Genomic DNA, 25143 nt, shown 5'->3' on the forward strand with positions numbered 1-25143 from the left:
TCAGCGTCGCACTGTCGCTCGTGCCACTCAGCACAGTGACAAGCCCGGTTCCGCTCAGCGTCACCGTGTCGTTCATGCCGGCCAGCGTCACAAAGCGCGCACCAGACGTACTCAGCGTGATGAAGTTCCCGCTCAGCGTCAACCAGTCGCTGCTGCCGATCAACGTCACCGACTGGCTGTTCCCCGTAAGCTGCACAAAGTCCGTGTTCCCGATCACCGTCGCCGAGTTGCCGGCGCCGGAAAGAACCACTGCTGTGCCCGACAGACCCGATACCGTGCTGCCGGTCCCGTTCAAGTTCACGACCGCATTGGTCGCGCCGGTGCCCGCGATCACGGTCTCGTTGCTGCCGTTCAGCGTCACCGTCTCCTGCTGCCCCGTCAGCGACACGGTATTGCCGCTGCCGTTGATCGTCGCCCCGCTGACCGAACCGGTCATCGTGAAGCTCGTGGCGCTCGCCGTCGTGATCGTGCTGCCACTGGTCGAACTGACGTTGACGCTGTCGCCGCTTCCGGTCAGCGTCAACCTCGTACCATTGCCGTAGATCGAGACGCTCTCGTTGTTCCCGTTCAGCGTCACCGTGTTGCCCGGTCCGCTCACCGTCACCTGATGGCCGTCGCCGGTCAGTGTCACCGCGTCGCTGGTGCCGCTGATTGTCACGATGTCGCTGCTGCCCGTCGACGTCACGACGTCGCTGGTGCCGCTCACCGTGAGCGTCTCGTTGCTCCCGGTCAGCGTCACCAAGTTCTGGTTGCCAACCACCGATATCGAGTCGCCGCTGCCCACCACTGTCGCTGTACCGTTGGCAGCCATGGAGACCACGATCGTCGATCCGGACGCGCTCACCGTGTTCTGATTGCCGTTCATGCTCACGTTGGCGCCGCTACCCGTCAGCGTCGCAACGTCATTCGTCCCGCTCAGCGCCACGCTCACGCCGTTGCCGCCAAGCGTCACCGTGTCGCTGACGCCGCTCAGCGTCGCCGAGATGGCAGCCGACGTGTTCAGCGTGATGTAGTTCCCGCTCAGGATCAGGCGATCACCGGTACCGCTCAGCGTCACCGTCTCGCTCGCACCCGCGAGCGTCACCCAATAGCCATCGCCCACGACCGTCGCCGCGTTGCCGGCCCCCGACAGCACGACCGCCGCGGCCATGGCCGATGTGCCCCCCGTGACCGTGCTACCGGTACCGTTGAGGTTCACCACGGCATTGGGCGCCGACGCGCCGATGGTCACGGTCTCGTTGCTGCCGTTCAGCGTCACCGTATCCAGAGTGCCCGCCAGCGACACCGCATTGCCACTGCCGTTGATCACCGCCGTGCTGAAATTGCTCACGACCGACAGCGTGTCACTCGTTCCGTTGACCGTGATGGTTCCGCCAGGCGTATTCAGCTGCACCCAGCCGGAATTCACCAGCACCGTATCGTTGGTGCCCGTCACAATCAGGCTGCTGCCGTCGGTGAGCGAAATCGTGGTGTTGCTGACGTTTGTCGTATTGGGCATGCCCGTCTCCCCCGGAACCGACAGTCGACCGTTCAGATCACGCTGGACACAACACAGACAACGATACACAGCTCGGATGTCAGCCGACTCATGCAGAGCCGTCCCCGCGCTTCACGCGCTGGCTTCGATCACGCCCGGTTGGGATCTGCGGACCGCCGCACAGACGCCTGGACACAGACAGCCGCCACCGACGACCGAGATGGCCTGGCCAAGCTTCCTGCGATAAGTATCTGCTGATTGTCTGGGCGGACCGCTGCGCGAACTGCGGCGAGTAGCTGCTACTCAGCCAAGTTCGTGACGAGCGCGAGATGATAGAGGGACGTCATTCACATTCGCCAGCCAACTTCCCTCTATTCCCCTGCACTACCCTTATGTGCATAGACAGAATGTCGCAACCGTCGGAAAAGAGCAAGACGCGATCAGAAATAATTTTGGGGAGACGCATCTGGTTCGGGAACAAATCTGCATTCCGCTTATTCACGGGCAAATTCCGTCAAGACGTCGTCACCTGACGCGAAGGCTTGCAGCTGTTACGGCAGATTGTCCCGCAGAAAAATGTCGATGCGGATACGCTCCTGGTCGGGGCTGATCGGCTCACCCGAACAATGCGCGAGCAGGACGCGCGCTGCCGAGCGCGCTTCGTGGCCGGGATCCTGGTTGATGATCGCATCGAGCGTGCCGCGGACCAGGAAGCGCCGCGTGTGCTGGGTCAGCTCATGGGTGATCCAGACCACCTCGCGCGCGCGACCCGAGGCTTCGAGTGCATCGGCGATGCCACGGTTCCCGGCGCCGCAACAATAGATTCCGCGGAGGTCGGCATGGCGCGCGAGCAGCGCGGCCGTGAGCTTGCGGGTGCGGTCGCTGTCGTCGCGGCCTTCGATGACAGGCAGCGCGCGCAGGTTCGGATACTCGCTGGACAGGATCTGGTGGAAGCCGAACTGCCGCTCGGTGTGGTCGCGCAGCGACAACGATCCCGCGATCACGGCAACCGTGCCCTCGTTGCCGGCGAGGAAACGGCCCATCAGCGTCGCTGCGGTCCGTCCCGCCGCCGGATTGTCGATGCCGACGTAGTGCAGGCGGCGCGCACTGGGCGCGTCCGACACCAGGGTCACCACGGCGACCCCGCGCGATGCGAGCTCGTCGATCGCGGCGCGCACCCTGGGGTGGTCGAGCGCGATAACGGCCACCCCCTGATAGGCCGGCGACAGATTCTCCAGGGCGCCGGCGAGCACGTCGGGATCGAACACATCGACATGGAGGATATCGATGAAGCCGCGCTGACCGGCAAGCCACTCCGCGGTGCGCTGGACCTGCTCGGTCAAATTTGTCATGAAGCTGTTGCTGCCGGTCGGCAGCACGAAGGCAAAGCGAAAGCTCTGCCCGCGCGCGAGCCGCGCCGCCGCGACGTCGGCGCGATAGCCGAGCTTCGCCACCGCAGCCTCGACACGCGCGACCGTCTTGGCGCGTACGCCTTCGCGCCGGTTGACGACGCGGTCCACCGTGGCGAGCGAAACGCCGGCCGCACGTGCGACGTCCTCGAGCGTGGCGCGAACGAGCGGCTGGGCCGCGCCGGCCATCATTCGCGCGCGGCCCAGAGCATGCCGCGGGTCATCAGCGTCCGGATCTCGGGCACGTCGAGCTCATAGGCGCGGTGGCCGAGCGAGGAATAGAACACCCTGCCCGCGCCGTAGCGCTTCTTCCACACCACGGGCATCACCACGCCCTCGATCCAGGGCGCGTGCTCTCCGGTGAAGGTCGTCGTCGCCAACACCTCGTTGGCGGGGTCGACATGCATGTAGTACTGCTCGGAACGATGCTCGAAACTGCTGAGACCCTTCATGATGGGGTCTTCCGGCTTCGTCAAGTCGACCTTGTAGTCGATGATGTTGCCGGGATGGGCAACCCACTGCCCGCCGCACAGGAACTGGTAGTCGACCGAATCGCGGAACGCGTCGCACATGCCGCCGTGATGGCCGGCGAGCCCGACCCCGCTGCGCACGGCCGCGCAGAGGTTGAGCGCCTCCGCCTTCTCGATCTTCGACATCGTATAGATAGGGATGATCAGCGACAGATCGTGGATCCCAGGATCTGCGAACGCCGCCGTCGAGGTCTCGACCCGCACCTCGAAACCCTCGGCCTTGAGCCAGCCGCGGATCATCGACGCACAGAGATCGGGATCGTGTCCCGGCCAGCCGCCCCAAACAATCATTGCCTTGCGCATGTCTCAATCCTCAATCGATCTGCCCGGTTTCGCGCCCGGCCGGCAGCATCGCCGGCCGCTCGACGCGGCTCTCGATTTTGACGCGCCGCCCTTCGTCGGCGGAGGTCTGGAACGCCTCCATCACCTCCAGCACATGGAAGGCGAGCGCGCCGCTGGCGCGATGCGGCCGGTTGCCGAGGATCGCCGAGGCCATGTCGGCAACGCCGATGGAGCGGAATTCGCCTTCGACGTGGCCGTGCGTGAGCGCTGCGGTCTCCCACTCGCCGCCGGTCTTTGCGATCTGCACCTCGCCGCCGAAGCGGTTCGGATCCGGCACCAGCATGCTGCCCTTGTCGCCATAGATCTCGATCGGCGCATGCCGGTGCTTCGGCACGTCGAAGCTCATCGCGATCGAGACGACCGCCCCGCTCTCGAATTCGAGCGTGCCCGCGACATGGGTCGACACCTCGACAGGGATCATCGCGCCGTTCATGGGTTGGCTGGTGACCAGCCGCTCGGACCTTGGACGTGCGGTCGATCCCATCACGCTCGCGACCGGACCAAGCAACTGCACGAGATCGGTGATGTAGTATGGCCCCATGTCGAGCATCGGTCCGCCACCGCGCAGATAATAGAAGCCCGGTGCCGGGTGCCAGCGCTCGTGACCAGGGCAGCCAAAGAAGGCGCTGCCCGCAACGGGCATGCCGATCGCGCCGTCATCGATCAGCTTGCGCGCGGTCTGGTGCCCGCCGCCGAGGAACGTGTCCGGCGCGGAGCCGACGCGCAGGCTCTTCTGCGCGGCAAGCTCCATTACCTTGCGCGCTTCAGTGACATTGATGCCGAGCGGCTTCTCGGAATGAACGTGCTTGCCGGCATTCAGCACCGCGAGGCTGACGTCGGTGTGGGCCAGCGGCACCGTAAGGTTGACGACGATCTCGACGTCGTCGCGCTTCAGCAATTGATCGACCCGCATCGCCGGCAGGCCGAAGGCTGCGCCCTGGCGCTCCGCAGCCTCGCTGCGCATGTCGGCGAGCGCCTTGATCTCGAGGACGGGGAAGCGCTGCGCCGCCTTCAGGTACGCGGTGCTGATATTGCCGCAGCCGATGATTCCAATACCTATTCTTCTCATTACGATCTCCGTGAGATGCCGCTCATCCCTTGACCGCGCCCGCGGTCAGGCCGGCGACGATGTGTTTCTGCGCCAGAAGGAAGAGAACGACCGTGGGCAGGATGGTCAGCGTGATGAAGGCCAGGATCAGGTGCCACTCCGAGGAATACTCACCCTGGTAGACCATGATGCCGAGCGGCCAGGGATACAGCGCATCGGTGTTGAGCATCACCAGCGGCAGCAGATAGGCATTCCAGCTGTTGACGAACGTGATGGTGCCAACCGTCGCCAGGATCGGCCGCGACAGCGGCAAGGTCACGTAGCGGAAGAACTTGATGTAGCTGCAGCCGTCGACCAGCGCGGCCTCCAGCAGCTCGTAGGGGATGTCCTTGAAGAAACGGCGCAGCAACAGCACACTCATGGCGAGGCTGAAGGCCACCTGCGGCAGCGCGACGCCGAAATAGGTGTCGAGCAGCCCGAGATCGCGCACCTTGATGAACAGCGGCAGCACCGCGGTCGCGGCAGGAAACAGCAGGCCGAGCGTCAGATAGCTCAGCAGCATCGAGCTGCCGTAGAACCTGACATGGGCGAAGGCGAACGCCGCCATTGAGGCCACGATCAGCGTCAGCGTGACCGCGAGCGACGAGATAATCAGCGAGTTGCGCAGGAGCTGCCAGTAGCGCGCGGAGAACAGGATGTCCGCATAGTTCTGCCACTCCCAGTGCTGCGGCAGGCCGAACGGATTGACCCGGAGCTCGCCGAGCGATTTGAAGCCGCCGAGCACGGTGGCGAGCAGCGGCACCAGCACGAAGATGGCGATGGCGGCGAGGAATAGCGCCTTGAACAGCCCAGCCGGATCGAACGGGGCGCGGGAGGTCTGGGTGCTACTCATCGCGCATGAACCATCGCTTGTAGGTGAACGCAAAGGTCACGCAGATCACGAACAGAATGACGCCGATGGCGCTGCCATAGCCGACCCGCATCCGCGAGATGCCGTTGTTGTAGAGGAAGCTCACCATTGTGTTGGAGGAATCCGCAGGGCCCCCGCGCGTCAGCGGCATGACGAGATCGAACAGCTGCAGCGAGCCGATGATGGCGAAGAACACCGAGAGGCGGATGGTCGGATAGAGCAAGGGGACGACGACGTGACGCAGGGTCTGCGTCCGCGTCGCGCCGTCGATGCGCGCGGCCTCGATCAGGCTCTTGTCGAGGCCCTGGAGCGCCGCGATGAACAGCATCATGTGGAAGCCGAAATACTTCCAGACGATCACGATCAGCACCGCCAGCATCGCGGTGTCGGTCGAAGCGAGCAGATGCGGCGGCTCAGCCCCAAAGGTCCGCCAGATCGAGGCGACGAGGCCGTAGTCGCCGTCATAGACGAAGCTGAAGATCAACCCTGTCGCGATCTCGGCCAGGATATAGGGCATGAAGAACAGCATGCGCAGTGCCACCGCGCCGCGAAAGCGCTCGGCGAGCATCAAGGCCAGCGTGAGCGCAAGCGGCAGCTGGATCGCGAGCGAGACCGCGATGATCAGGCCGTTGTTGCGCAGCGCGAGCCAGAACGCGCGCGTTTCCAGCACGAAGCGGTAGTTGTCGAATCCGATCCAATTGGTCGGCCTGCCGAAGCCGTTCCAGTTGAAGGCCGAGTACCATGCGGCTTCGCCGATCGGCAGCACCACGAACAAAGTGAACAGCAGCAGGGCCGGCGGCAGGAACAGGATCAGGACCGTGAAGCGGCCGTCCCAGCGCGGGCCCCGGACTGCGGCCTGCGGGGCCCTCTCGGCCGCAACGTCCATCGCCGATGCGAACGCGATCCGCCGCGCCACCGTCAGTTGCCCTGCTTCCAGGCTGCCTCGATCGCCTTGGCAGCGTCCTGCGGGCTCATGCTGCCGCCGGCGATCTCGGCGGTGACGTCGTTCACGACGCGGCCGACGGAGGGACCGAGGCTCTGGTCATAGAAGTTCTGGTGATAGTTCGACTTCGCCAGATTGGCCGCGATCAGCTTCATGAAGGAATTGTTGAGTCCGGCATCGGCGCCCTGCACCACCGGAATGATGAAGTTGCCGGCCGCAAGCTTCGTCTGCACGTCCTTCGAGACGAAGTATTTCAGGAAATCGACAGCCTCCTTCGGCGAGCCCTTGGTGACCAACCAGCCGGTGATGCCGCCGAGCGTATCCGTCGGCGCGCCCTTGCCGCCTGCCACGACCGGGAAATCGAACCAGCAGATCTTGTCCTCGGAGAGGCCGGCCTTGTCCGCGGCGAGCGCACGCTGCAGGTGATAGACCGTCGAGATCGCGAGCGTCATCGCCGCCTTGCCGTCGCCGAAATAGCCGACGGCCTGCGGATTCTTGAAACCGAGGAATCCGTTCTGGAACGGCTGGAGATCGACGAGCTGCTTGAACAACTCGCCCGACTTCTGGAAGGTCTCGCCTGCGAAACCGCCATTCTCGCCGCGGAGTGCAGCATCGAACGCCGGCTTGCCGCCGATGCGCACGGCAAGATGCGTCCAGTAGAAGTGCAGCGGCCATTTGTCGGCGCCGCCGACCACGATCGGCGTCACGCCGGCGGCCTTCAACGTCTTTACAGCAGTGAGCAGATCGTCCCAGCTCTTGATGCCGGCAGGATCGACCTTGGCCTTGGCCATCAGCTCCTTGTTACAGAGAAAGCCGACCTGCGACAGCGCGGTCGGCAATCCATAGATGCGCCCGTTGCTGGTAAAGGCGGCAAGCGCGGCCGGGGTGAGGCTGTCGCTGTAACCCTTGACCTGGTCGGTGATGTCGTCGAGGACGCCGGCCTCGATTTGCGCCTTCAGGACGCCGCCGGCCCAGCTATAGATGATGTTCGGCCGGTCCTTCGATTGCAGGATGGTCGGCAGCTTGGCCTTGTAGGCTTCGTTCTCGAGGAATTGCATCTCGACCTTGGTGCCGGGATGCGACGCCTCGTAGCTGCGCGCGACCTCTTCCCAGATCTTCACCTGGGCCGGATTGGCCTCGATGTGGAGCCATTTCACCGTTGTGTCGGCTGCGGCCCAATTGGCCCCAAGCAGGCATGCGGCAGCGGCGAGTCCCAGCTTCCCGAGCAGCCTCATCACATTCCTCCCAACCGGTTCTTCTATTCTTTGGCTGCAATCCTGCCTTCAATTTTTGAGGTACGCAACTGAAATTCTGACCTATGAACCTCAGCGTGGAAATGACTAAGGTTTGCAGAGGAAACAGGCGGCGCCTTGCGCCGTCCGCAAGCAAGCCGAGAGGTATTCATGGCCGCCATCTATTCTGACCTTGCCGGCAAGGTCGTTCTCGTCACCGGTGGCGCATCGGGAATTGGCGCAGCGATCGTGCGACGCTTCGCGCAGCAGAAGAGCAAGGTCGTGTTGTTCGACATCAAGGAAGACGAAGGCCAGCGCCTCGCGCGTGAATTGTCGGATCAAGGTCTCGGCGCGCATTTCCAGCGCGTCGATCTGACCGACATCGCTGCGCTGCGTGCCGGCGTTGCGCAGGCGCGCAGCACGCACGGCGCCATCGACGTCCTCGTCAACAATGCCGCACATGACGAACGGCACAAGACCGAGGAGATGACGCCGGAGTACTGGGACGACCGCATCGCGGTGAACCTGAAGCACCAGTTCTTCGCCGCACAAGCCGTGTTGCCGGACATGAAGGCGGCGAATGCCGGCACGATCATCAATTTTGGCTCGGTGTCGTGGATCGCCGGACAAGGCGGCATGGCCGCCTACACCGCCAGCAAATCGGGCGTGATCGGTCTGACACGTTCCCTCGCGCGCGATTACGGTCCCTACAATATCCGCGTCAACGCGATCGCACCGGGTTGGATCATGACCGAGCGCCAGCTCGAGAAATGGATGACGCCAGCGGGCGAGGTCGAGCTGATGCAGCGGCAATGCCTGAAGCGAAAGCTGGTGCCGGACGAAGTCGCGAAGTTCACCGTCTTCCTCGCCTCCGACGAGGCCTCCGCCTGCACCGCGCAACATTACGTCGTCGATGGCGGCTGGGTGTGACAGGCATTCAGGATAATAGCTGCATCCGGATGCGAACCGGATGCCGCTGAATCCTCCCGCAGCATTGGTCTTTCGCCTGCTGCACCGCGAAACCGTCCGCGCCGCAACATTCAAAAATGAGACTGCCCGTCAAGCCGGACGAGGCGTCCGCGCGTGCACCGCATTCGACTTCGGCTAGCTTCCCCCTAAAGCCGCGGACCGTTCGAGAGCCGCGGACGCCGCGCCAATTCGGCGCGGCAACAAACCGACGACACAGGGAGGAGCACAATGTCGAAATGCAGCATCGGACTGCTCGCGCTGAGCAGCCTGTTTCTATCAGGCGCGGCGATCGCCCAGGAAAAAATCAAGGTGGGCGTCACCGCGACCCTCGAAGGTACCTACACCGTGCTCGGTGAGGACGGCATGCGCGGCCACCAGACGGCGCTCAACGTGCTGGGCAAGAAGATCGGCGACAAGGAACTCGAATTCATCGTCGCCTCGACCGACGCGACGCCGGACTCCGCGGTGCGCGCGGTCCGCAAGCTGATCGAGCAGGACAAGGTGCAGATCCTGCTGTCGCCGCTCTCCGGCGACGAGGGCATCGCGGTGAAGAACTTCGCCAAGACCCATCCGGAGCTAACCTTCATCAACGCGGCATCGGGCGCGCAGGAAACCACCTATGTCGACCCCGCCCCGAACTTCTTCCGCTACAACATGGACGGCGCGCAGTGGCAGGTCGGCCTCGGCAAATACGCCTATGACGAAAAGAAGTATCGCAAGATCGCGACCGTCGGCGAGGACTATTCCTTTATCTACACCCAAGTGTTCGGGCTGGTGCTCGAATTCTGCGGTGCCGGCGGACAGGTGACCAACCGGCAATGGGTGCCGCTCGGCACCAAGGATTTCGCCTCCGTCATCGCCGCCCTGCCCGATGATGTCGATGCCATCTATCTCGGCCTCGGCGGCGCGGACGCCGTCAACTTCCTCAACCAGTATCAGCAGGCTGGCGGCAAGGCGCATCTGATGGGTGGTTCCATCATGATCGACCAGACCATCCTGTCGTCAAAGGGCAACGCCAAGAATGCGCTGATCGGCACCATCGCGGCGAGCGGCCAGGCCGACACCTGGGAGGACCCGGGCTGGCAGAAATTCGTGAAGGCCTATCAGGACGCCTTCCCGCCCAACAAGCGCTTCCCGAGCCCGTCGCTGCTGGCCACCAACTACTATGGCTCGACCATGGCGCTGATCCTCGCGCTGCGTCAGGTCAACGGCGACCTCTCCAACAACCAGGGGAAGTTCAGGGAAGCACTGGCGAAGATCGAGCTCGACGCGCCGAACGGCAAGATCAAGCTCGACTCCAACCGCCAGGCGATCGGCACCAACTTCGTCACCGAGGTCGTCGATGACGGCAAGGGCGCGCTGTTCAGCAAGGTCGTGAAGGTGATCCCGAACGTGAACCAGACGCTCGGCTATGATCCGGCGGTGTTCTCGAAGATCGGATTGCCGAGCCGCACCGTGCCGGAATGTAAGAAGTACTGACGCATCACGCGACAAGACGCCGGGGAGCGACTCGCTGACGCGGGCGCTCTCCGCTCTTGCAATCTCGGCGGCGTTGTTGAACGCTGGCTGAAAAGAAGAACATTCGGGAGGGAAGGCATGAGCCGGGCGCTCGCCGTCTTCCACGGCCGCTTTGGCCGGGCGACGGTTTATCAGTTGAACCGCCCTTTCAATATCCACGCTCATCGCGAAGGTCATTTGATCTTCCATGTTGGCGGCATGCCCGCATGCATCGATGTCTCCGACGGACACTATGACCTCACCGAGACGTCCGTCGTCGCCGTCAATCCCTGGGAGCCGCACAACTTCCTGCCGACCGATCTCGACGGCGGCGCCATCTTCTTCGTGCTCTACGTCAACGCCGAATGGTTTGCACCCGATGCCTCGGGCACCGAGCGCATGCGGTTCGGCCGGACCCAGTTCAGACGCACGCCGGCGCTCGACAAGCACATCCGGCGTACTGCCGCCCTCGTGTGCGGCGCACCATCGCTCTCCAGTCTCGATTCCGAGCTAAGGCGGCTGATCGACATCTGCTACGACGAAAGCTGGCAGCAGGCCGAGATCGCGCGCGATCCGCGGGCCAGCGGCTCCGTCACCGATTTTCGCGTGCGCAAGTGCATCAAGATGATGACGGAAAGCCCCGGCGCGGAGATCGAGCTCGATACGATCGCCCGCGAGTCCGGCCTGTCGCGGCCGCACTTCTACCGGCTGTTCCGCGTCCAGACCGGCGTCACGCCGAACCTCTATCTCAACACGCTGATCATGGAACAGGCGCTCGAAGCGCTCGTGGCCAGCGAGACGCCGATCGCTGACATCGGCTTCGATCTCGGCTTCACCTCGCAGAGCGGTTTCACCCGCTTCTTCGCGGCCAATGTCGGGATGGCCCCGACCGATTATCGTCGCGCGGCCAAGGTTTTGCGCGCCTGACCGCTGCACGAAAAGATACTCACGATCAAACGTCGCTCTCGCCGCCCGGCTAGGATGTGGCCCAACGCGATCCCGAAGATGATCGCGACCGACGGGAGCGCGCGTCCATGGCAAGGCCTGCAGCCACTGCTGGGCTGTCCGACCTGCATTCGATGAACTTTCGGCGTGTCGCCCGAACCAGCGGACGGCGCACATGAGCCGATTTGTCGAACGTCATCCCGCCTGGGCGCTGATCACGATCATCGCCATTGCCGTCCTGCTCTGGCTCGTCTTCGCGGTCTGGCCGCCGGGTCTCGAAGAGGCGATCGGTCGCAAGCGCGTCTTCCTCAACGCCGTCTTCAACGGCGTCACGCTCGGCGGCCTCTACTTCCTCGTCGCCAGCGGCTTCACGTTGATCTTCGGCCTGATGCGCAACGTCAACCTCGCGCACGGCTCGCTCTATCTGTTCGGCGGCTATGTCGGCTACGCCATCAGCTCGGCGACCGGCTCCTGGCTGCTCAGCTTCATCGTCGCCTTTATCCTGACCGCCCTGGTCGGCGTGCTGCTGCAGGTGATCGTGTTCCGCCGCATGGAGGGCCAGGACCTCAGGCAGACCATGGTGACGATCGGCCTGTCGATCGTGTTTGCCGATCTCATGCTGTGGGCCTGCGGCGGCGATTTCTACCAGATCCAGACCCCGAGCTGGTTGATCGGGCCCGTGGATTTGCCGCTGATCACGGCGGTGAAGTCCTCGGGCGAGCCGGTCTATCTCAGATATCCCATGGTGCGGCTCGTGATCTTCGCTGCGTCCGTGGTCATCGGCGTTGCGATGTGGCTCGCTCTCAATCGCACCCGGATCGGCATGATCATCCGTGCCGGCGTCGACGATCGCGACATCCTCGCTGCGACCGGCGTGCGCATCCAGCTCGTCTTCGTGCTCGTGTTCGCGTTCGGCGCCGGCCTTGCCGGCATCGCCGGCGTGGTCGGCGGCACCTTCCAGTCTTTGTCGCCGGGCGAGGACATCCGCTTCCTGCTGGCCTCCCTCGTGGTGGTGATCGTCGGCGGCATGGGCTCGATCCCCGGTGCGGCGCTCGGCGCGCTCATCATCGGCCTCGCCGAGCAGCTCGGCTCGGTCTACATCCCGACCTACGCCATCGTCGTGACCTTCCTGATCATGGTGCTGGTGCTGGCGATCCGGCCACAAGGCCTGTTGGCGAGGCGCTGAGATGTCGCTCGCCCATGATGCCCGCGTTGCCGTTCATCCCGCCGCCGGAGCGCAGCGCCCGGCGCGGGCACGGCCGGAGCTCAACAATCCCGCCGCCTGGGTCGTTGCGGCCATTCTCCTGATCATGCCGCTGATCGCCAACGGCTTCTTCCTGATCGAGATCTTTGCGACCACGATGATCCTCGGCATCATGGCGCTGAGCCTGATGTTCCTCGCCGGCTATGGCGGCATGGTCAGCCTGATGCAGCTCACCATCGCGGGCTTCTCGGCCTACATGGTCGCCGTGTTCGGCGTGAGCGGCAACGCCAATATCAGCCTGGGCTGGCCGTGGTGGCTCGCCGTTCCCATGGCGCTCGCGCTGGCGACCGCCTTCGGGACGCTTGGCGGCGCGCTCGCGGTGCGCACCGAGGGCATCTACACCATCATGATCACGCTCGCGATCGGCGCGGCTTTCTATTATTTCACCAACCAGAACTGGGCGATCTTCAACGGCCATACCGGCATCAACACCGTGGCGACGCCACATTTCTGGGGCGTCAACTGGCGCGCCGACATCCCGTTCTACTATGTCGTGCTCGCGGTCGCTGCGCTCTGCTACTTCGCGGTCGAATATCTCTCGCGCGCGCCGTTCGGCCTCGCGCTCCAGGGCGTGCGCGACAATCCGCGGCGCATGGCGGCGCTCGGCTTCAACGTCAACGCCCATCGTGTCGCCGCCTATGCTTTCGCGTCCTTCATCGCCGCGCTCGCCGGCGTGCTCCAAGTCTGGAACTACCGCCAGATCTCGCCCGGCTCCGTCAGCGTCGGTGCCTGCATCGACGTGCTGATCATCGCGGTGGTCGGCGGCATCACGCGTCCGATCGGCCCTTTCATCGGCGCACTGATCTTCGTGCTGCTGCGCACCTTCGCGCTCGACTTCCTGGTCCGCCTCGGGCTCGACGGCAACCGCTTCCGCCTGCTGATCGGGCTCGGCTTCCTTGCCATCGTGTTCTGGTCGTCGGACGGCGTCATCGGACTATGGCAGCGCTGGCGCCAGCGTCAACGCCGCGACGACAGCCGCTCTCGCGGAGGGCACCGCCATGGATAGCGTCGCCCAGCGCCTCTCTGCCGTCGGTGCCGGTGCCGCGCTCGAGCTGCGCGGCGTGACGCGGTTGTTCGGCGCGCTCGCGGCACTGACCGACGTCACCATCACCGTGCGTCCCGGCGAGCGGCGCGCCGTGCTTGGCTCCAACGGCGCCGGCAAGACCACGCTGTTCAACTGCATCACCGGCGACTTCCCGCCCTCCTCCGGCACCATCCGCTTCTTCGGCGAGGACGTCACCCACTTCCCGCCCTATGAGCGCATCCGCCGGGGCTTGCGCCGGACCTACCAGATCTCGGCGCTGTTTCCGGGCCTCACCGTCCAGGACAACGTCTATCTCGCCTGCCGCGGCGTCTCGCGCGGACGCTTCTCGTTCCTGCGCCCGGGGCAAAACGACGCGCTGATGCATGCCGCCGACAATCTCGTGCAGGCCGTGCATCTGTCCGCCGTGAAGGACCAGCGTGTCGCCGAGCTCGCGCACGGCCAGCAGCGCCAGCTCGAGATCGCGCTCGCGCTCGCGGGCGCCCCGCGCTTCGTCCTGTTCGACGAGCCCGCCGCCGGCCTGTCACCGACCGAGCGGGCCGAGCTGATCGAGATCCTGACCTCCCTGCCCGCCCATATCGGCTACATCATCATCGAGCACGACATGGACGTGGCGCTGCGCGTCGTCGAGAGCGTCACGATGATGCACAACGGGCGCATCTTCAAGGAAGGCCTGCCGCAGGAGATCCAGTCCGATCCCGAGGTGCAGGAGCTTTACCTCGGAGGCGGCCATGAGTGAGGCCCGCCGCTCACCCGCCGCGCTCGAGGTCCGCGGCCTCGACGTCTACTACGGCCACTCGCACGCGCTGCAAGGCGTCGATCTCACGCTGGAAAGCGGCGTGTTCTCCGTCGTCGGCCGCAACGGCATGGGCAAGACCACGCTGTGCAAGGCGATCATGGGGCTGGTCGGCGTGAGCGGCGGATCGATCCGCGTGCGTGGTGAGGATGTCACGCGACGGCCGCCAGCCCAGATCGCGCGGCTCGGCGTCGGCTACGTGCCGCAGGGGCGCCGCCTCTGGCGCTCGCTCAGCGTCGACGAACATTTGCAGCTTGCCGGCGGGATGCGCTCCGGTGCCTGGACCGTCGAACGCATCTACGACACCTTCCCGCGCCTCGCCGAGCGCAAGGGCCATGGCGGCGGCCAGCTCTCCGGCGGCGAGCAGCAGATGCTGGCGATCTCGCGCGCGCTGCTCACCAATCCGCATCTGTTGATCATGGACGAGCCGACCGAAGGCCTTGCGCCCGTCATCGTCGCGCAGGTCGAGGAGATGCTGCTGCGGCTCGGCGAGGACGGTGACATGTCCGTGCTCGTGATCGAGCAGAACATCGGCGTTGCCACCGCGATCTCGCGCAACGTCGCGATCATGGTCAACGGCCGCATCAACCGCATCATCGACTCCGGCCGCCTCGCCGCCGACCGCGATCTGCAGCAGCGCCTGCTTGGCGTTGGGCTTCACGCAGAGCTCGAACCCGACCTCGATATCCCCGCGTCCGGCTCCGAAACAAAGCCGGCACCGGCGCCGCGCCGCGATGGCCCGGTCCGGATCTACGTCTCGAACCCTGTGCTGCCGACGCGATGGTCGCAGCCGGTGCCGATCGCCCGCATCGAGGCGGCGGCCCGCACGCGCTCGACCGAGGTCACGCGGCTGGAGGAGACGACGCGGCGCAGGCGCGAGCCCGCGCTTACGCAGACGGCGGGCCCGCCTGTCGTCCTGGTCGTCGGGACGCTCGATACCAAGGGCCAGGAGCTGCGCTTCATTCGCGACATCATCGCGGCAGCCGGCCTTCGCACCCGGCTGGTGGACGTCTCGACCAGCGGGAAGCATTCCAGCTGCGATGTCTCCGCGCAGGAGATCGCGCTGAACCACGGCCGCGGCGGCGCGGCCGTGTTCGGCCCCGACCGCGGCGCGGCCGTGACCGCGATGGCCGATGCCTTCGCCAACTGGCTGCGGCGACAGGGCAACGTTGCCGGCGTGATCTCGGCCGGCGGTTCGGGCGCGGCCTCGCTGGTCGCACCGGGCATGCGCGCGCTTGCCGTCGGCGTGCCCAAACTGATCATTTCCTCGGTCGCCTCGGGCGACGTCGGCCCTTATGTCGGCCCGTCCGACATCACCATGATGTACTCGGTCACCGACGTGCAGGGGCTGAACACGATCTCGCGCGCCGTGCTGGCCAATGGCGCCAATGCGATCGCCGGCATGGTCAAGGCGCGGCTCGATGAAAGCGCCGCAACGGCCCGCCAGACCGGCGGGCTGCCGTCGGTCGGCATCACCATGTTCGGCGTCACGACTCCCGCGGTGCAGAAGATCGCGGCCGAGCTGCGCGACGATTTCGAATGCCTGGTCTTCCACGCCACGGGCGTCGGCGGCCGTTCGATGGAGAAGCTCGTCGAGTCCGGCCAGCTCGCCGGCGTCATCGACCTCACCACGACCGAGATCTGCGACCTGCTGATGGGCGGCGTGTTTCCGGCAACTGAAGACCGCTTCGGCGCCATCATCCGCAGCCGCCTGCCTTATGTCGGATCGGTCGGCGCGCTCGACATGGTCAATTTCGGCGCGCCCGACACCATTCCCGAGCGCTACCGTGGCCGCAAATTCCACGTCCACAATCCGCAGGTGACCTTGATGCGGACGACGGTCGAGGAGAACGAGCGTATGGGCCGCTGGATCGCCGAGCGCCTCAACCAGATGGACGGCCCCGTGCGCTTCTTCCTGCCCGAGGGCGGCGTTTCCGCGCTCGATGCGCGCGGCCAGCCGTTCTGGGATCCGGACGCGGACGCCGCGCTGTTCCGAGCGCTGGAGCGCGATGTGCGCCAGACCGGCAACCGCCAGCTCATTCGCATCTCTAAGAACATCAACGATCCCGACTTCGCCGCCGCCATCGTCAGTGCGTTCCGAACGCTGTTCGGCCGCACCGGCGCGCGGCGGAGACTAGCGAGGTGACCGATGGCCAGGTTTGAACGCGCTGCCCTCCTGAAGAAGTTCCGCGACATGGCAAGACGCGGTGAGCCGATCGTCGGCGGCGGTGCCGGCACCGGCCTGTCGGCCAAGTGCGAGGAAGCCGGCGGCGTCGATCTCATCGTCATCTACAATTCCGGGCGCTATCGCATGGCCGGGCGCGGCTCGCTCGCGGGCCTGATGGCCTACGGCGATGCCAACGCCATCGTACTGGAAATGGCGAGCGAGGTGCTGCCGGTGGTCGGCCAGACCCCGGTGCTTGCGGGCGTCAACGGCACCGATCCATTCCGCGACATGGATGTCTTCCTCGACCAGTTGAAGGCCCTTGGCTTCGCCGGCGTCCAGAACTTTCCGACGGTCGGCCTGATCGACGGCACCTTCCGCGCCAATCTCGAAGAGACCGGCATGTCCTACGCACTCGAGATCGACATGATCGCGAAGGCGCACGACAAGGACATGCTGACCACGCCCTACGTGTTCAGCGAGAAGGAGGCCGCCGCGATGGCGATCGCCGGCGCTGACATCATCGTCTGCCACATGGGCCTCACGACCGGCGGCACCATCGGGGCGCACACCGCCTTGAAGCTCAAGGACTGCCCCGCGCGGATCGACACCTGGGCCACGGCAGCGCTCAGCGTCAATCCGGACATCCTGGTGCTGGCCCATGGCGGACCGATCGCGGATCCCGCCGATGCCGACTTCATCATGAAGAACACCCGTCATTGCCACGGCTTCTACGGCGCCTCTTCGATGGAGCGGCTGCCCGTCGAGCGGGCGCTGACGGAGCAGGTCCGTCAATTCAAGGCGATCGGCGCGCGCTAACGCCGGATAGGTCGAGGGAGGGAAAGATGTCAGGGATGCTGGTCGGTGAATTGATCCTCTGGCTGATCGTCGCGATCATCGTGATCGTGGTCGGTGTCTACATCGTGAACTGGCTCTACCACCGCTCCTCAAAGGAGACCTCGTTCGTCCGGACCGGCTTCCTCGGCGAGCGCGTGGTGATCAATGGCGGCGCCTTCGTGCTGCCGTTCATCCACGACTACACGCCGGTCAACATGAACGTGCTGCCGATGGGCATCGTGCGTTCGCGGCAGGATGCCGTGATCACCCGCGACCGTATGCGCGTCGACATCGAGGCCGACTTCTATGTCCGGGTGCAGCCCACCCGCGAAGCCGTCTCCATCGCGGCAGCCACGCTGGGCCGCCGAACCATGGAACCGGGACAGCTCCACGCCCTCCTCGCCGGCAAGTTCATCTCCGCGATCCGTTCGGTCGCCTCGGAAATGACCATGGAGGAGATGCACGAGCGTCGCGGCGAGTATGTCGCGCGGGTCAAGACCAACGCGGCCGAAGCTCTCGCCCAGAACGGCCTCGAGTTGGAATCGGTCGCGATCACCGATCTCGACCAGACCGACCTCGAGTTCTTCAACCCGTCGAACCGGTTCGACGCTGAAGGCCTCACCCGCCTGATGGAAGACATCGAGGCGAAGCGGAAGGTCCGTAACGACATCGAGCAGGACTCGATGATCAAGATCCGTTCACGCAACTTGGAAGCCGAGCGGCAGGCACTCGAGATCGAGCGCGAGAGCGAGACCGCGCGCCTCGAGCAGGAGCGCGACATCGAGATGCGCCGTGCGCTTCAGCGCACCGAAGTCGCCCGCGAACGAGCCCTGCGCGAGACCGAGGCCGAGCAGGCGCAGATCTCGGCGCGCGAAGCCATCGAGCGCGCCCGCATCGCCAACGACCAGGCCATTGCGGAAGCCCGCATCGCCTCCGAGCGCGAAACCCGCCAGAAGGAGATCGAGCGCACCCGGACCATCGAGGAGAAGGAGCTGCTGGCGCGCGAGGAGATCGAGAAGACTCGGATCGCCAACCAGCGCTCGATCGACACCACCCGCATTGCCAGCGAACGCGAGGTCCGCCAGCGCGAGATCGAGCGCATGCGCACGGTGGAGGAAGCCGAGATTGCCGCCCGCGAAGCCATCGAGAAGGCCCGCATCCAGCAGGACCGGGTCGTCACCGACGCCCGTATCGCCAACGAGGAGGAGACCCGGCGCCGCGAGATCGAGCGCACCCGCGCCGTGGACGAAGCCGAGATTGCCGCGCGCGAGGCGACCGAGAAGGCCCGTATCGTGCAGACCATGACGGTCAATGTCGAGCGAATCTCCTCGGACGAGCGCACCCGCGCGCTGGAGATCCAGCAGGTTCGCACCATCCAGGAGGCCGAGATCGAGGCCCAGCGCGCGGTCGAGGCCGCCCGCATCGCACGCGAGCGGACGCTGGCAGCAGAGCGCATCGCCGCCGAGCAGAACACCCGGCAGCTCGAGATCGAGCGCAACCAGACGCTCGACGTCGCCGGCATCACGGCCCGTGAAGCAACGGAAGCCTCCCGCATCGCGCAGGAGGAGCGCGTGCGCTCGCTCGAGATCGCGCGCAACCGCGCCGTCGAGGAAGCCGACATCGCCTCGCGCGAAGCGATCGAGGCGGCGCGCATCGCCCAGGAGAAGGCGGTCGCAGCCGAGCGCATCCAGGCCGACCGGGAGACCAAGGCGCTCGAGATCGAGCGGACCGGCGTTCTGGAAGCGGCCGAACTGAAGCGGCGCGACGCCGTCGAGCGCCAGCGCATCACGGTCGATCTGGCGCTCGAGGCCGAGCGCATCAACTCCTCCAAGAAGCGCGAAGTCCTCAACATCGAGCAGAAGAAGGCCGTCGAGATCGCGGACGAGGACCGCGTCATCGCCCTCTCCACCAAGCGCTCCGAACGCATCGACGCCGACCGCCAGGTCAAGCAGGCCGAGATCGTCGCGCGCAAGGAGGTAGAGACGACCGACGTCTCGCGCGAGCAGGCACTGGAGGCCGCCCGCATCGAACGTCGCCGCGCCATCGAGCAACTCGAGGTCGCACGCGTGCAATCCCTGCAGGAAGCCGAGATCGCCTCCCGCGAGGAGGTCGAGCGCGCCCGGATCGCCTCCGACCGCGGTCTCGACGAAGCCCGCATCGGCCGCGAACGCGAGCTGCGCAAGCTCGAGGTCAATCGCGAGAAGGACGTCGAGACGGTGCTGATGGAGAAGGCCATCGCCATCCATCAGAAGTCGCTGGAGGAGTCGGCCGCGCGCGCCGCCGCCGAGGAAGCACGGATACGTGCGACCGAAGCCGCCGAGCGTGTCGTCACCGCCCGCGAGAGCGAGATCGCCAAGCGCCGCAAGAACGTCGAGGTCCTGCTGGCCGAGAAACAGGCCGAGGAGACCCGCATCGCGGCCGAGGCCGAGCGCGTGCGCGCCGCGGTCGAGGCGGAGGCGCAGCGCATGCTCAACGAGGCCGAGAACGTACTAACGGATCAGGCACGCTACTCGCTGTTCCGCCGCAAGCTGCTCGACCGCATCGAAGGCATCGTGCGCGAGAGCGTCAAGCCGATGGAGAAGATCGAGGGCATCCGCATCCTCCAGGTCGACGGCCTCAACGGCAACGGACATGGCGGCGGCAACGGCGGCCGCAGTGCCACCGACGAGGTGATCGACTCCGCCCTGCGCTACCGTGTCCAGGCGCCCCTGATCGACTCCATCCTGTCGGACATCGGCGTCGAAGGCGGCAGCCTCGCCAAGATGCCCGGCCTGATCCGCGAGGCCCGCGACATGCAGGGTATCAAGGATTCCGCGCGCAAGAGCGGCGGTGGCGACAAGCCTGCCGCCCCGCCCGCCGCCGAGGGCGGTGAGCCGCCAGCCGAGCGCGGTCCGCGGAAGAAGAGCTGAGGTCTGAACCATGGCCCGCGTCTACGTCTCCACCGTCGTCAACGCCCGCAACGATCGGGTCTGGGCGCGGGTGCGCGATTTCAACGGCCTGCCGAACTGGCATCCGGCCATCGCCGAAAGCCGGATCGAGGGTGGCGAACCCTCGGACAAGATCGGCTGTGTGCGAGATTTTCGCCTGCGCAACGGCGACCGCATCCGCGAGAAGCTCTTGGGGCTCTCCGACTACGACATGTTCTGCACTTACGCGATCCTGGAATCGCCGATGGGCGTCGAGAACTACGTCGCGACCCTCAGGCTGACGCCCGTCACCGACGGCGATCAGACCTTCATGGAATGGAGCGCGGAATTCGACTGCGCGCCGGAGCGGGAGACCGAGCTCGTCAACAACATCGGCGGCGGTGTGTTCCAGGGCGGCTTCGACGCGTTGAAGCGCGTGTTTGGAGGCTAGCCATGCCGCATGTGGTCAAGAGCACGATCCTGGACGCGCCGACCGAGGCGGTGTGGAATGTGCTGCGCGATTTCAACGGGCACGATCACTGGCATCCGGCAGTAGCTACGTCCTCCATCGAACGCGCGCAATCCGCCGACAAGATCGGCTGTGTCCGGCGGTTCAAGCTCAAGGACGGCTCCGAGCTGCGCGAGCAGTTGCTGGCGCTGTCCGACCTCGAACAGACCTTCAGCTATTGCCTGCTCGATACACCGATCCCGATGTTCAACTACGTCGCCCATGTCCGGCTGCTGCCGGTCACCGACGGCGACCGCACCTTTTGGCACTGGGAGTCGCGGTTCACGACGAGATCGGAAGACCGGGACCGCATCACCCACATGGTCGCCGAAGACATTTACCAGGCCGGGTTCGAAGCGATCCGCCGCCATCTGAAGGAGGCCGCCTAGATGGCCGTGACAGTGAAAACCTTTGCGAGCGCCAGCGAGGCGGCCGGGGCGCTGTCCTCGGACCGCAGCGCCCGCTATCTGGGCGGCGGCACGCTGGTGATGCGGGCGCTGAACGAAGGCGATGTCTCGATTTCGACCGTCGTCCGCGCGCAGGACCAGGCGCTGACCCGGATCGATGCGTCCGGCCCGCGCGTGGTGCTGGGCGCCGGTGTTACTTTTGCGCGCGTGCTCGCCGAACGCGATCTCGCCTTCCTGCACGGCCCTGCCCGCTCGATCGGCGGCCCCGCCGTACGCAATATGGGGACCGTCGGCGGCAATCTGTTTGCGCCAAGTCCCTACGGCGATTTCACCGTGGCGCTGCTCGCGCTCGACGCCACCGTCGCCGTGCAAGGCGGCTTCGGCACCCGCGACATCCCGATCGAGGAGTTTTTGCAGGCGCGCGACCGGCAGGCCGGCACGCTGGTGCTGTCGGTGTCCTGCACTCGGCCGGCCAGCAGCGAGGCCTTTCGCTATCGCAAGATCGCCCGCATCAAGCCGAAGGGCGGCGCGGTGATCACGCTGGCGGCGCACCTGCCCGTTACCGGCGGACGGATTGCAGGCGCACGGATCGCACTGGGTTCGATGGCCCCGACGCAGATCCGCGCAAGGGCAGCGGAACGGGCGTTGGAGGGGCGTTCACTGGATGCCGCGACCATCGCGGCTGCCGCGTCCGCGGCGAGCGAGGGAACATCACCGTCCGACAACGCACTGGGCAGCGCCTGGTATCGCCGCGAGATCGTCGGCGTGCATCTGCGGCGTCTGCTGTCGGGACAGGAATAGAGCGCCATGTCGAAAATTCCACTTCAGTTCCGCCACAACGGTCGCGACGTCGCGATCTTCGTCGATGGAGGCACCAATCTGCTGGTCGCTCTGCGCGAGCTGATCGGCGACATGACGCCGAAATTTGGCTGCGGCCAGGGCGGCTGCGGCACCTGCAGTGTCCTGGTTGACGGCGAGCTGCACCTTTCCTGCCTGACGCTCGCCGAGACGGTCGCGGGCCGCTCGGTCGAGACGCTCGACGGGCTGAAGCAGGGCCCGAACCTGCATCCGCTGCAACGCGCCTTCGCCGACCATTTCGCCGCCCAATGCGGCTATTGCACGCCGGGCATGCTGATGGCCGCGAAGGCCCTGCTCGATCGCAACCCCTCGCCCAGCCGCGACGAGGTCGTCGAGGCGATCTCCGGCAACATCTGCCGCTGCACCGGCTACGAGCCGATCGTCAATGCCATCCTCGCCGCCGCCGGCGGCCGGATCAGCGCGTAAGGGAACGCGACCATGCTGGAACTGCGCAAGGACATTTTTGCCGATGAGCGCGACGACAATCTGAAGGAGATCGGCAAGGGCACCCAGCGCCAGGACATGCTCGGCCATGTCACCGGCACGTCCAGCTATTTCAACGATCACAAACTTCAGGGCATGCTGCACCTGAAAGTCGTGCGCTCGACGCACGCCCATGCAAGGCTTCGGCGCATCGACACCACCGAGGCCGAGCGCTCGGCCGGCGTACGGCGCATCATCCGCGGGGCGGACGTGCCGCGCAACCTCAACACGCTGCTGAGCCTGATCAACTTCGGCAAGGACGACGAGCCCTCGCTTGCTGTCGACAAGGTCCGCTACAAGGGCGAGCCGATCCTCGCCATCGTCGCCGACAGCGAGCGCGAGGCCTTCGAAGCGATCGCAAAGGTCAAAGTCGACTACGAACCGCTGCCGACCGTGTTCGACGTCGAGGACGCGCTGAAGCCGGGCGCCCCCGTTGTCAACGAGACCTATCCCAAGAACACCTTCACCTACCACGAGACCTACGACCACCAGCGCCTGCGCTTCGGCGATGCCGATGCGGCGCTCGCGACCGCCGAGCATGTGCTCGAGCAGCGCTACCAGATGTCCCCGATCGAGCACGCACCGACCGAGACCAACGGCGCGATCGCAGCGCCCGACACCAACGGCCGTTACGTCGTCTACACCTCGACCCAGGCGCTGTTCTTCTCGGTCGACACCTGCGCCAAGATTTTGGACGTCCCCTCCAACACTTTCCACTTCATCGGCGGCACCGTCGGCGGCGGTTTCGGCGGCAAGGTGGACACTCTGACCGAGCCACTCGCGATCCTCGGCGCGATGCTGACCGGGCGGCCTGTGCGCTACGTGTTCGGGCGCGAGGAGGAGATGCAATACGGCCCGCCGCGCGGCGCCGAACGCATCTACATCAAGGACGGCGTGATGCGCGACGGCCGCATCGTCGCGCGCAAGATCCGCGCCTATTTCGACAGCGGGGCCTATACGCGGCTGTCGAGCTATGCCGCCGTGAAATGCGCCGCGCATCTTCCGGGCCCCTACACCATCCCGAACGTCTATGGCGACGTCTACTGCGTCTTCACAAACCGTACACCGGCCACCGCCATGCGCGGCTTCGGCGTCACCGCGATGGATTTCGCGATCGAATGCCAGATGGACAAGTTGGCCAATCTCGTCGGCATGGACCCCATGGAGTTCCGCATCCTCAACGCCTATCGCGACGGCGACATGAAGGCGCACCGGCGCGAGGCCAAGAACACCGCATTGATCGAATGCGTGCAGGTCGCCGCCGAGAAGGCAAAGTGGCCGATCCGCGACGAGTTCAAGCGCGCCTCCTCGCGCAAGGACGGCGGCGGCAGCCGCGCCGCGATCCCCGCGACGCCGACGGATTCTTCGCGCGCGAGACCGACTGCACCGGTCCAGCAGCGCACCAGCTATGACCGGCTTCCGCCAACCGTGACCCGCGAACCGCCGCGCGATCCGCCTCCACCCGCACCGCCTCCGCCGCCGCCCCGCCCGGCTGCCCCGTCGCACGGGGCGACCCGCTTCTCGTCCGTGTTCGGAACAAGGAGACGTTGAGATGACCAGGCATCGCGGACGCGGCATGGCGTCGATCAACTATCCCATCGGCATGAATCTCGGAGGTGATCCGAGCCAGGCGCTGGTGCATTCCAACCCGAGCGGCAAGTTCACGGTGGCGCTGTCGTCGATCGATCTCGGCCAGGGTATGAAGTCGGTGACGCGGCAGATCTGCGCGGAGACCTTGGGCGTGCCTGTCGAGGACGTCTATGTCGACACGGCAGACTCCGACACCGGCCCGCATTGCATGGGCTCGTTCGCCTCCCGCGGCACCCACCGCGTCGGTAACGCCGTGATGGCTGCTGCCCGCGAGGCGCGCGGCGTGATGATGGAAGCCGCGGCCGAGGAGCTGGAAGTCAACGCCGCCGATCTCGAAACCGACGGCCGCGGCAACATCCACGTCAAGGGCGCGCCGCACCGCTCGATTTCGACCAAGGACGTCGCGATCGCCGCGCAGTTCAAGCAAGGCAAGACCATCTCCGGCCGCGGCATCTTCCTTGTGCCACTGTCCGACGTCGACCCTGAAACTGGCGAGATGTCGCCGGCGACCTGCTACGCGCACGCCTGCCTTGTCGCCGAGGTCGAAGTCGACGACGAGACCGGCGAGGTTGCGATGGTCCGGATGGATTCCGCCTATGAGCTCGGCCGCGCCCTCAACCCGCGCCTGGTCGAGCAGCAGCTTGTCGGCGGCGCCTGGATGGGCGTCAGCCACGCGCTCTACGAGACGCCGGAGCCGTACTATCCCGAGCCGATTCACGGTCCCCGCGACTTCGTCGAATATCTGATGCCCGGTCCCGGCGACATCTGCCCGCACGATATTGCCGTGCTGGAGCGCCCTGCCCCCGACGGTCCGTTCGGTGCCAAGGGCCCGGGCGAGATGTGCGCCAATCCGGTGCTGCCGGCCGTTGCGAACGCGATCTTCAACGCGGTCGGCGTGCGCATCGACGATCTGCCGATCACGCCGGAAAAGGTGCTGCGGGCGATCAAGAGCCAGGGCGGCGCGCGGCCGCAGGCGCGGCGCTGAA

The 25143-nt window shown here is 65.7% G+C and carries 22 protein-coding genes; 15 read left to right on the forward strand and 7 right to left on the reverse strand.

Annotation, left to right across the window (positions count from 1 at the left end):
* From A7X65_RS37870 to A7X65_RS37900, 7 genes are all read right to left on the reverse strand, one after another.
* On the reverse strand, positions 1–1498 hold a 1498-nt coding region (locus A7X65_RS37870; protein ID WP_156528431.1), incomplete at its 3' end, for a beta strand repeat-containing protein.
* 530 nt (positions 1499–2028) lie between these two features.
* Positions 2029–3078, reverse strand: coding sequence for a LacI family DNA-binding transcriptional regulator (locus A7X65_RS37875; protein ID WP_063694513.1), 1050 nt, complete (start codon positions 3076–3078; stop codon positions 2029–2031).
* Positions 3075–3719: a ThuA domain-containing protein gene (locus A7X65_RS37880; protein ID WP_063694514.1), complete on the reverse strand. Its 645-nt coding sequence runs from the start codon at positions 3717–3719 to the stop codon at positions 3075–3077. The genes A7X65_RS37875 and A7X65_RS37880 overlap by 4 nt, the downstream gene beginning before the upstream one ends.
* A 10-nt stretch (positions 3720–3729) precedes the next feature.
* On the reverse strand, positions 3730–4827 hold the full coding sequence (locus A7X65_RS37885) for a Gfo/Idh/MocA family protein (protein WP_063694515.1): 1098 nt from the start codon (positions 4825–4827) through the stop codon (positions 3730–3732).
* Between the two features lie 22 nt (positions 4828–4849).
* Positions 4850–5698, reverse strand: coding sequence for a carbohydrate ABC transporter permease (locus A7X65_RS37890; protein WP_063694516.1), 849 nt, complete (start codon positions 5696–5698; stop codon positions 4850–4852).
* Positions 5691–6632: a carbohydrate ABC transporter permease gene (locus A7X65_RS37895; RefSeq protein WP_063694517.1), complete on the reverse strand. Its 942-nt coding sequence runs from the start codon at positions 6630–6632 to the stop codon at positions 5691–5693. Before A7X65_RS37895 ends, A7X65_RS37890 begins: the two co-directional genes overlap by 8 nt.
* Before the next feature lie 2 nt (positions 6633–6634).
* Complete coding sequence (locus tag A7X65_RS37900; protein ID WP_063694518.1) at positions 6635–7894, reverse strand: extracellular solute-binding protein; 1260 nt, start codon at positions 7892–7894, stop codon at positions 6635–6637.
* A gap of 168 nt (positions 7895–8062) precedes the next feature.
* Here A7X65_RS37900 and A7X65_RS37905 point away from each other — a divergent pair, with 168 nt between their 5' ends.
* The 15 genes from A7X65_RS37905 to A7X65_RS37975 all read left to right on the forward strand — a co-directional run bounded on the left by A7X65_RS37905 (position 8063) and on the right by A7X65_RS37975 (position 25142).
* Positions 8063–8821 carry an SDR family NAD(P)-dependent oxidoreductase gene (locus tag A7X65_RS37905; protein WP_063694519.1) on the forward strand — a complete coding sequence of 253 codons (759 nt, stop codon included), beginning with the start codon at positions 8063–8065 and terminating at the stop codon, positions 8819–8821.
* 267 nt (positions 8822–9088) lie between these two features.
* Positions 9089–10339 (forward strand): ABC transporter substrate-binding protein, encoded by a 1251-nt coding sequence (locus A7X65_RS37910; protein WP_063694520.1) that lies wholly within the window; start codon positions 9089–9091, stop codon positions 10337–10339.
* A gap of 117 nt (positions 10340–10456) precedes the next feature.
* A complete protein-coding gene (locus A7X65_RS37915; protein WP_063694521.1) occupies positions 10457–11284 on the forward strand; it encodes an AraC family transcriptional regulator in 828 nt (275 codons plus the stop codon).
* A gap of 193 nt (positions 11285–11477) precedes the next feature.
* Positions 11478–12488, forward strand: a complete 1011-nt coding sequence (locus A7X65_RS37920; RefSeq protein ID WP_063694522.1) for a branched-chain amino acid ABC transporter permease — start codon at positions 11478–11480, stop codon at positions 12486–12488.
* 1 nt (position 12489) lies between these two features.
* On the forward strand, positions 12490–13572 hold the full coding sequence (locus A7X65_RS37925) for a branched-chain amino acid ABC transporter permease (protein ID WP_063694523.1): 1083 nt from the start codon (positions 12490–12492) through the stop codon (positions 13570–13572).
* Entirely contained in the window at positions 13565–14347 is a 783-nt protein-coding gene (locus tag A7X65_RS37930) for an ABC transporter ATP-binding protein (protein WP_025035423.1), read from the forward strand. The genes A7X65_RS37925 and A7X65_RS37930 overlap by 8 nt, the downstream gene beginning before the upstream one ends.
* Positions 14340–16550, forward strand: a complete 2211-nt coding sequence (locus tag A7X65_RS37935; protein ID WP_063694524.1) for an ABC transporter permease — start codon at positions 14340–14342, stop codon at positions 16548–16550. The genes A7X65_RS37930 and A7X65_RS37935 overlap by 8 nt, the downstream gene beginning before the upstream one ends.
* Before the next feature lie 3 nt (positions 16551–16553).
* Positions 16554–17387 (forward strand): phosphoenolpyruvate hydrolase family protein, encoded by an 834-nt coding sequence (locus tag A7X65_RS37940; protein ID WP_063694525.1) that lies wholly within the window; start codon positions 16554–16556, stop codon positions 17385–17387.
* Between the two features lie 26 nt (positions 17388–17413).
* Complete coding sequence (locus tag A7X65_RS37945; RefSeq protein WP_063694526.1) at positions 17414–20314, forward strand: flotillin family protein; 2901 nt, start codon at positions 17414–17416, stop codon at positions 20312–20314.
* A gap of 10 nt (positions 20315–20324) precedes the next feature.
* On the forward strand, positions 20325–20762 hold the full coding sequence (locus A7X65_RS37950; RefSeq protein ID WP_063694527.1) for an SRPBCC family protein: 438 nt from the start codon (positions 20325–20327) through the stop codon (positions 20760–20762).
* A 2-nt stretch (positions 20763–20764) separates the two neighbouring features.
* A complete protein-coding gene (locus A7X65_RS37955) occupies positions 20765–21208 on the forward strand; it encodes an SRPBCC family protein (protein WP_063694528.1) in 444 nt (147 codons plus the stop codon).
* Positions 21209–22027: an FAD binding domain-containing protein gene (locus A7X65_RS37960; RefSeq protein ID WP_063694529.1), complete on the forward strand. Its 819-nt coding sequence runs from the start codon at positions 21209–21211 to the stop codon at positions 22025–22027.
* Positions 22028–22033: 6 nt separating this feature from the next.
* Positions 22034–22510, forward strand: a complete 477-nt coding sequence (locus tag A7X65_RS37965; protein ID WP_063694530.1) for a (2Fe-2S)-binding protein — start codon at positions 22034–22036, stop codon at positions 22508–22510.
* 12 nt (positions 22511–22522) lie between these two features.
* Complete coding sequence (locus A7X65_RS37970; protein WP_063694531.1) at positions 22523–24118, forward strand: xanthine dehydrogenase family protein molybdopterin-binding subunit; 1596 nt, start codon at positions 22523–22525, stop codon at positions 24116–24118.
* 1 nt (position 24119) lies between these two features.
* Positions 24120–25142 (forward strand): xanthine dehydrogenase family protein molybdopterin-binding subunit, encoded by a 1023-nt coding sequence (locus A7X65_RS37975; RefSeq protein WP_063694532.1) that lies wholly within the window; start codon positions 24120–24122, stop codon positions 25140–25142.
* The last annotated feature ends 1 nt before the right edge of the window (position 25143 follow it).

The organism is Bradyrhizobium stylosanthis (genome assembly GCF_001641335.1).
GTDB classification, from domain to species: Bacteria; Pseudomonadota; Alphaproteobacteria; order Rhizobiales; family Xanthobacteraceae; genus Bradyrhizobium; species Bradyrhizobium stylosanthis.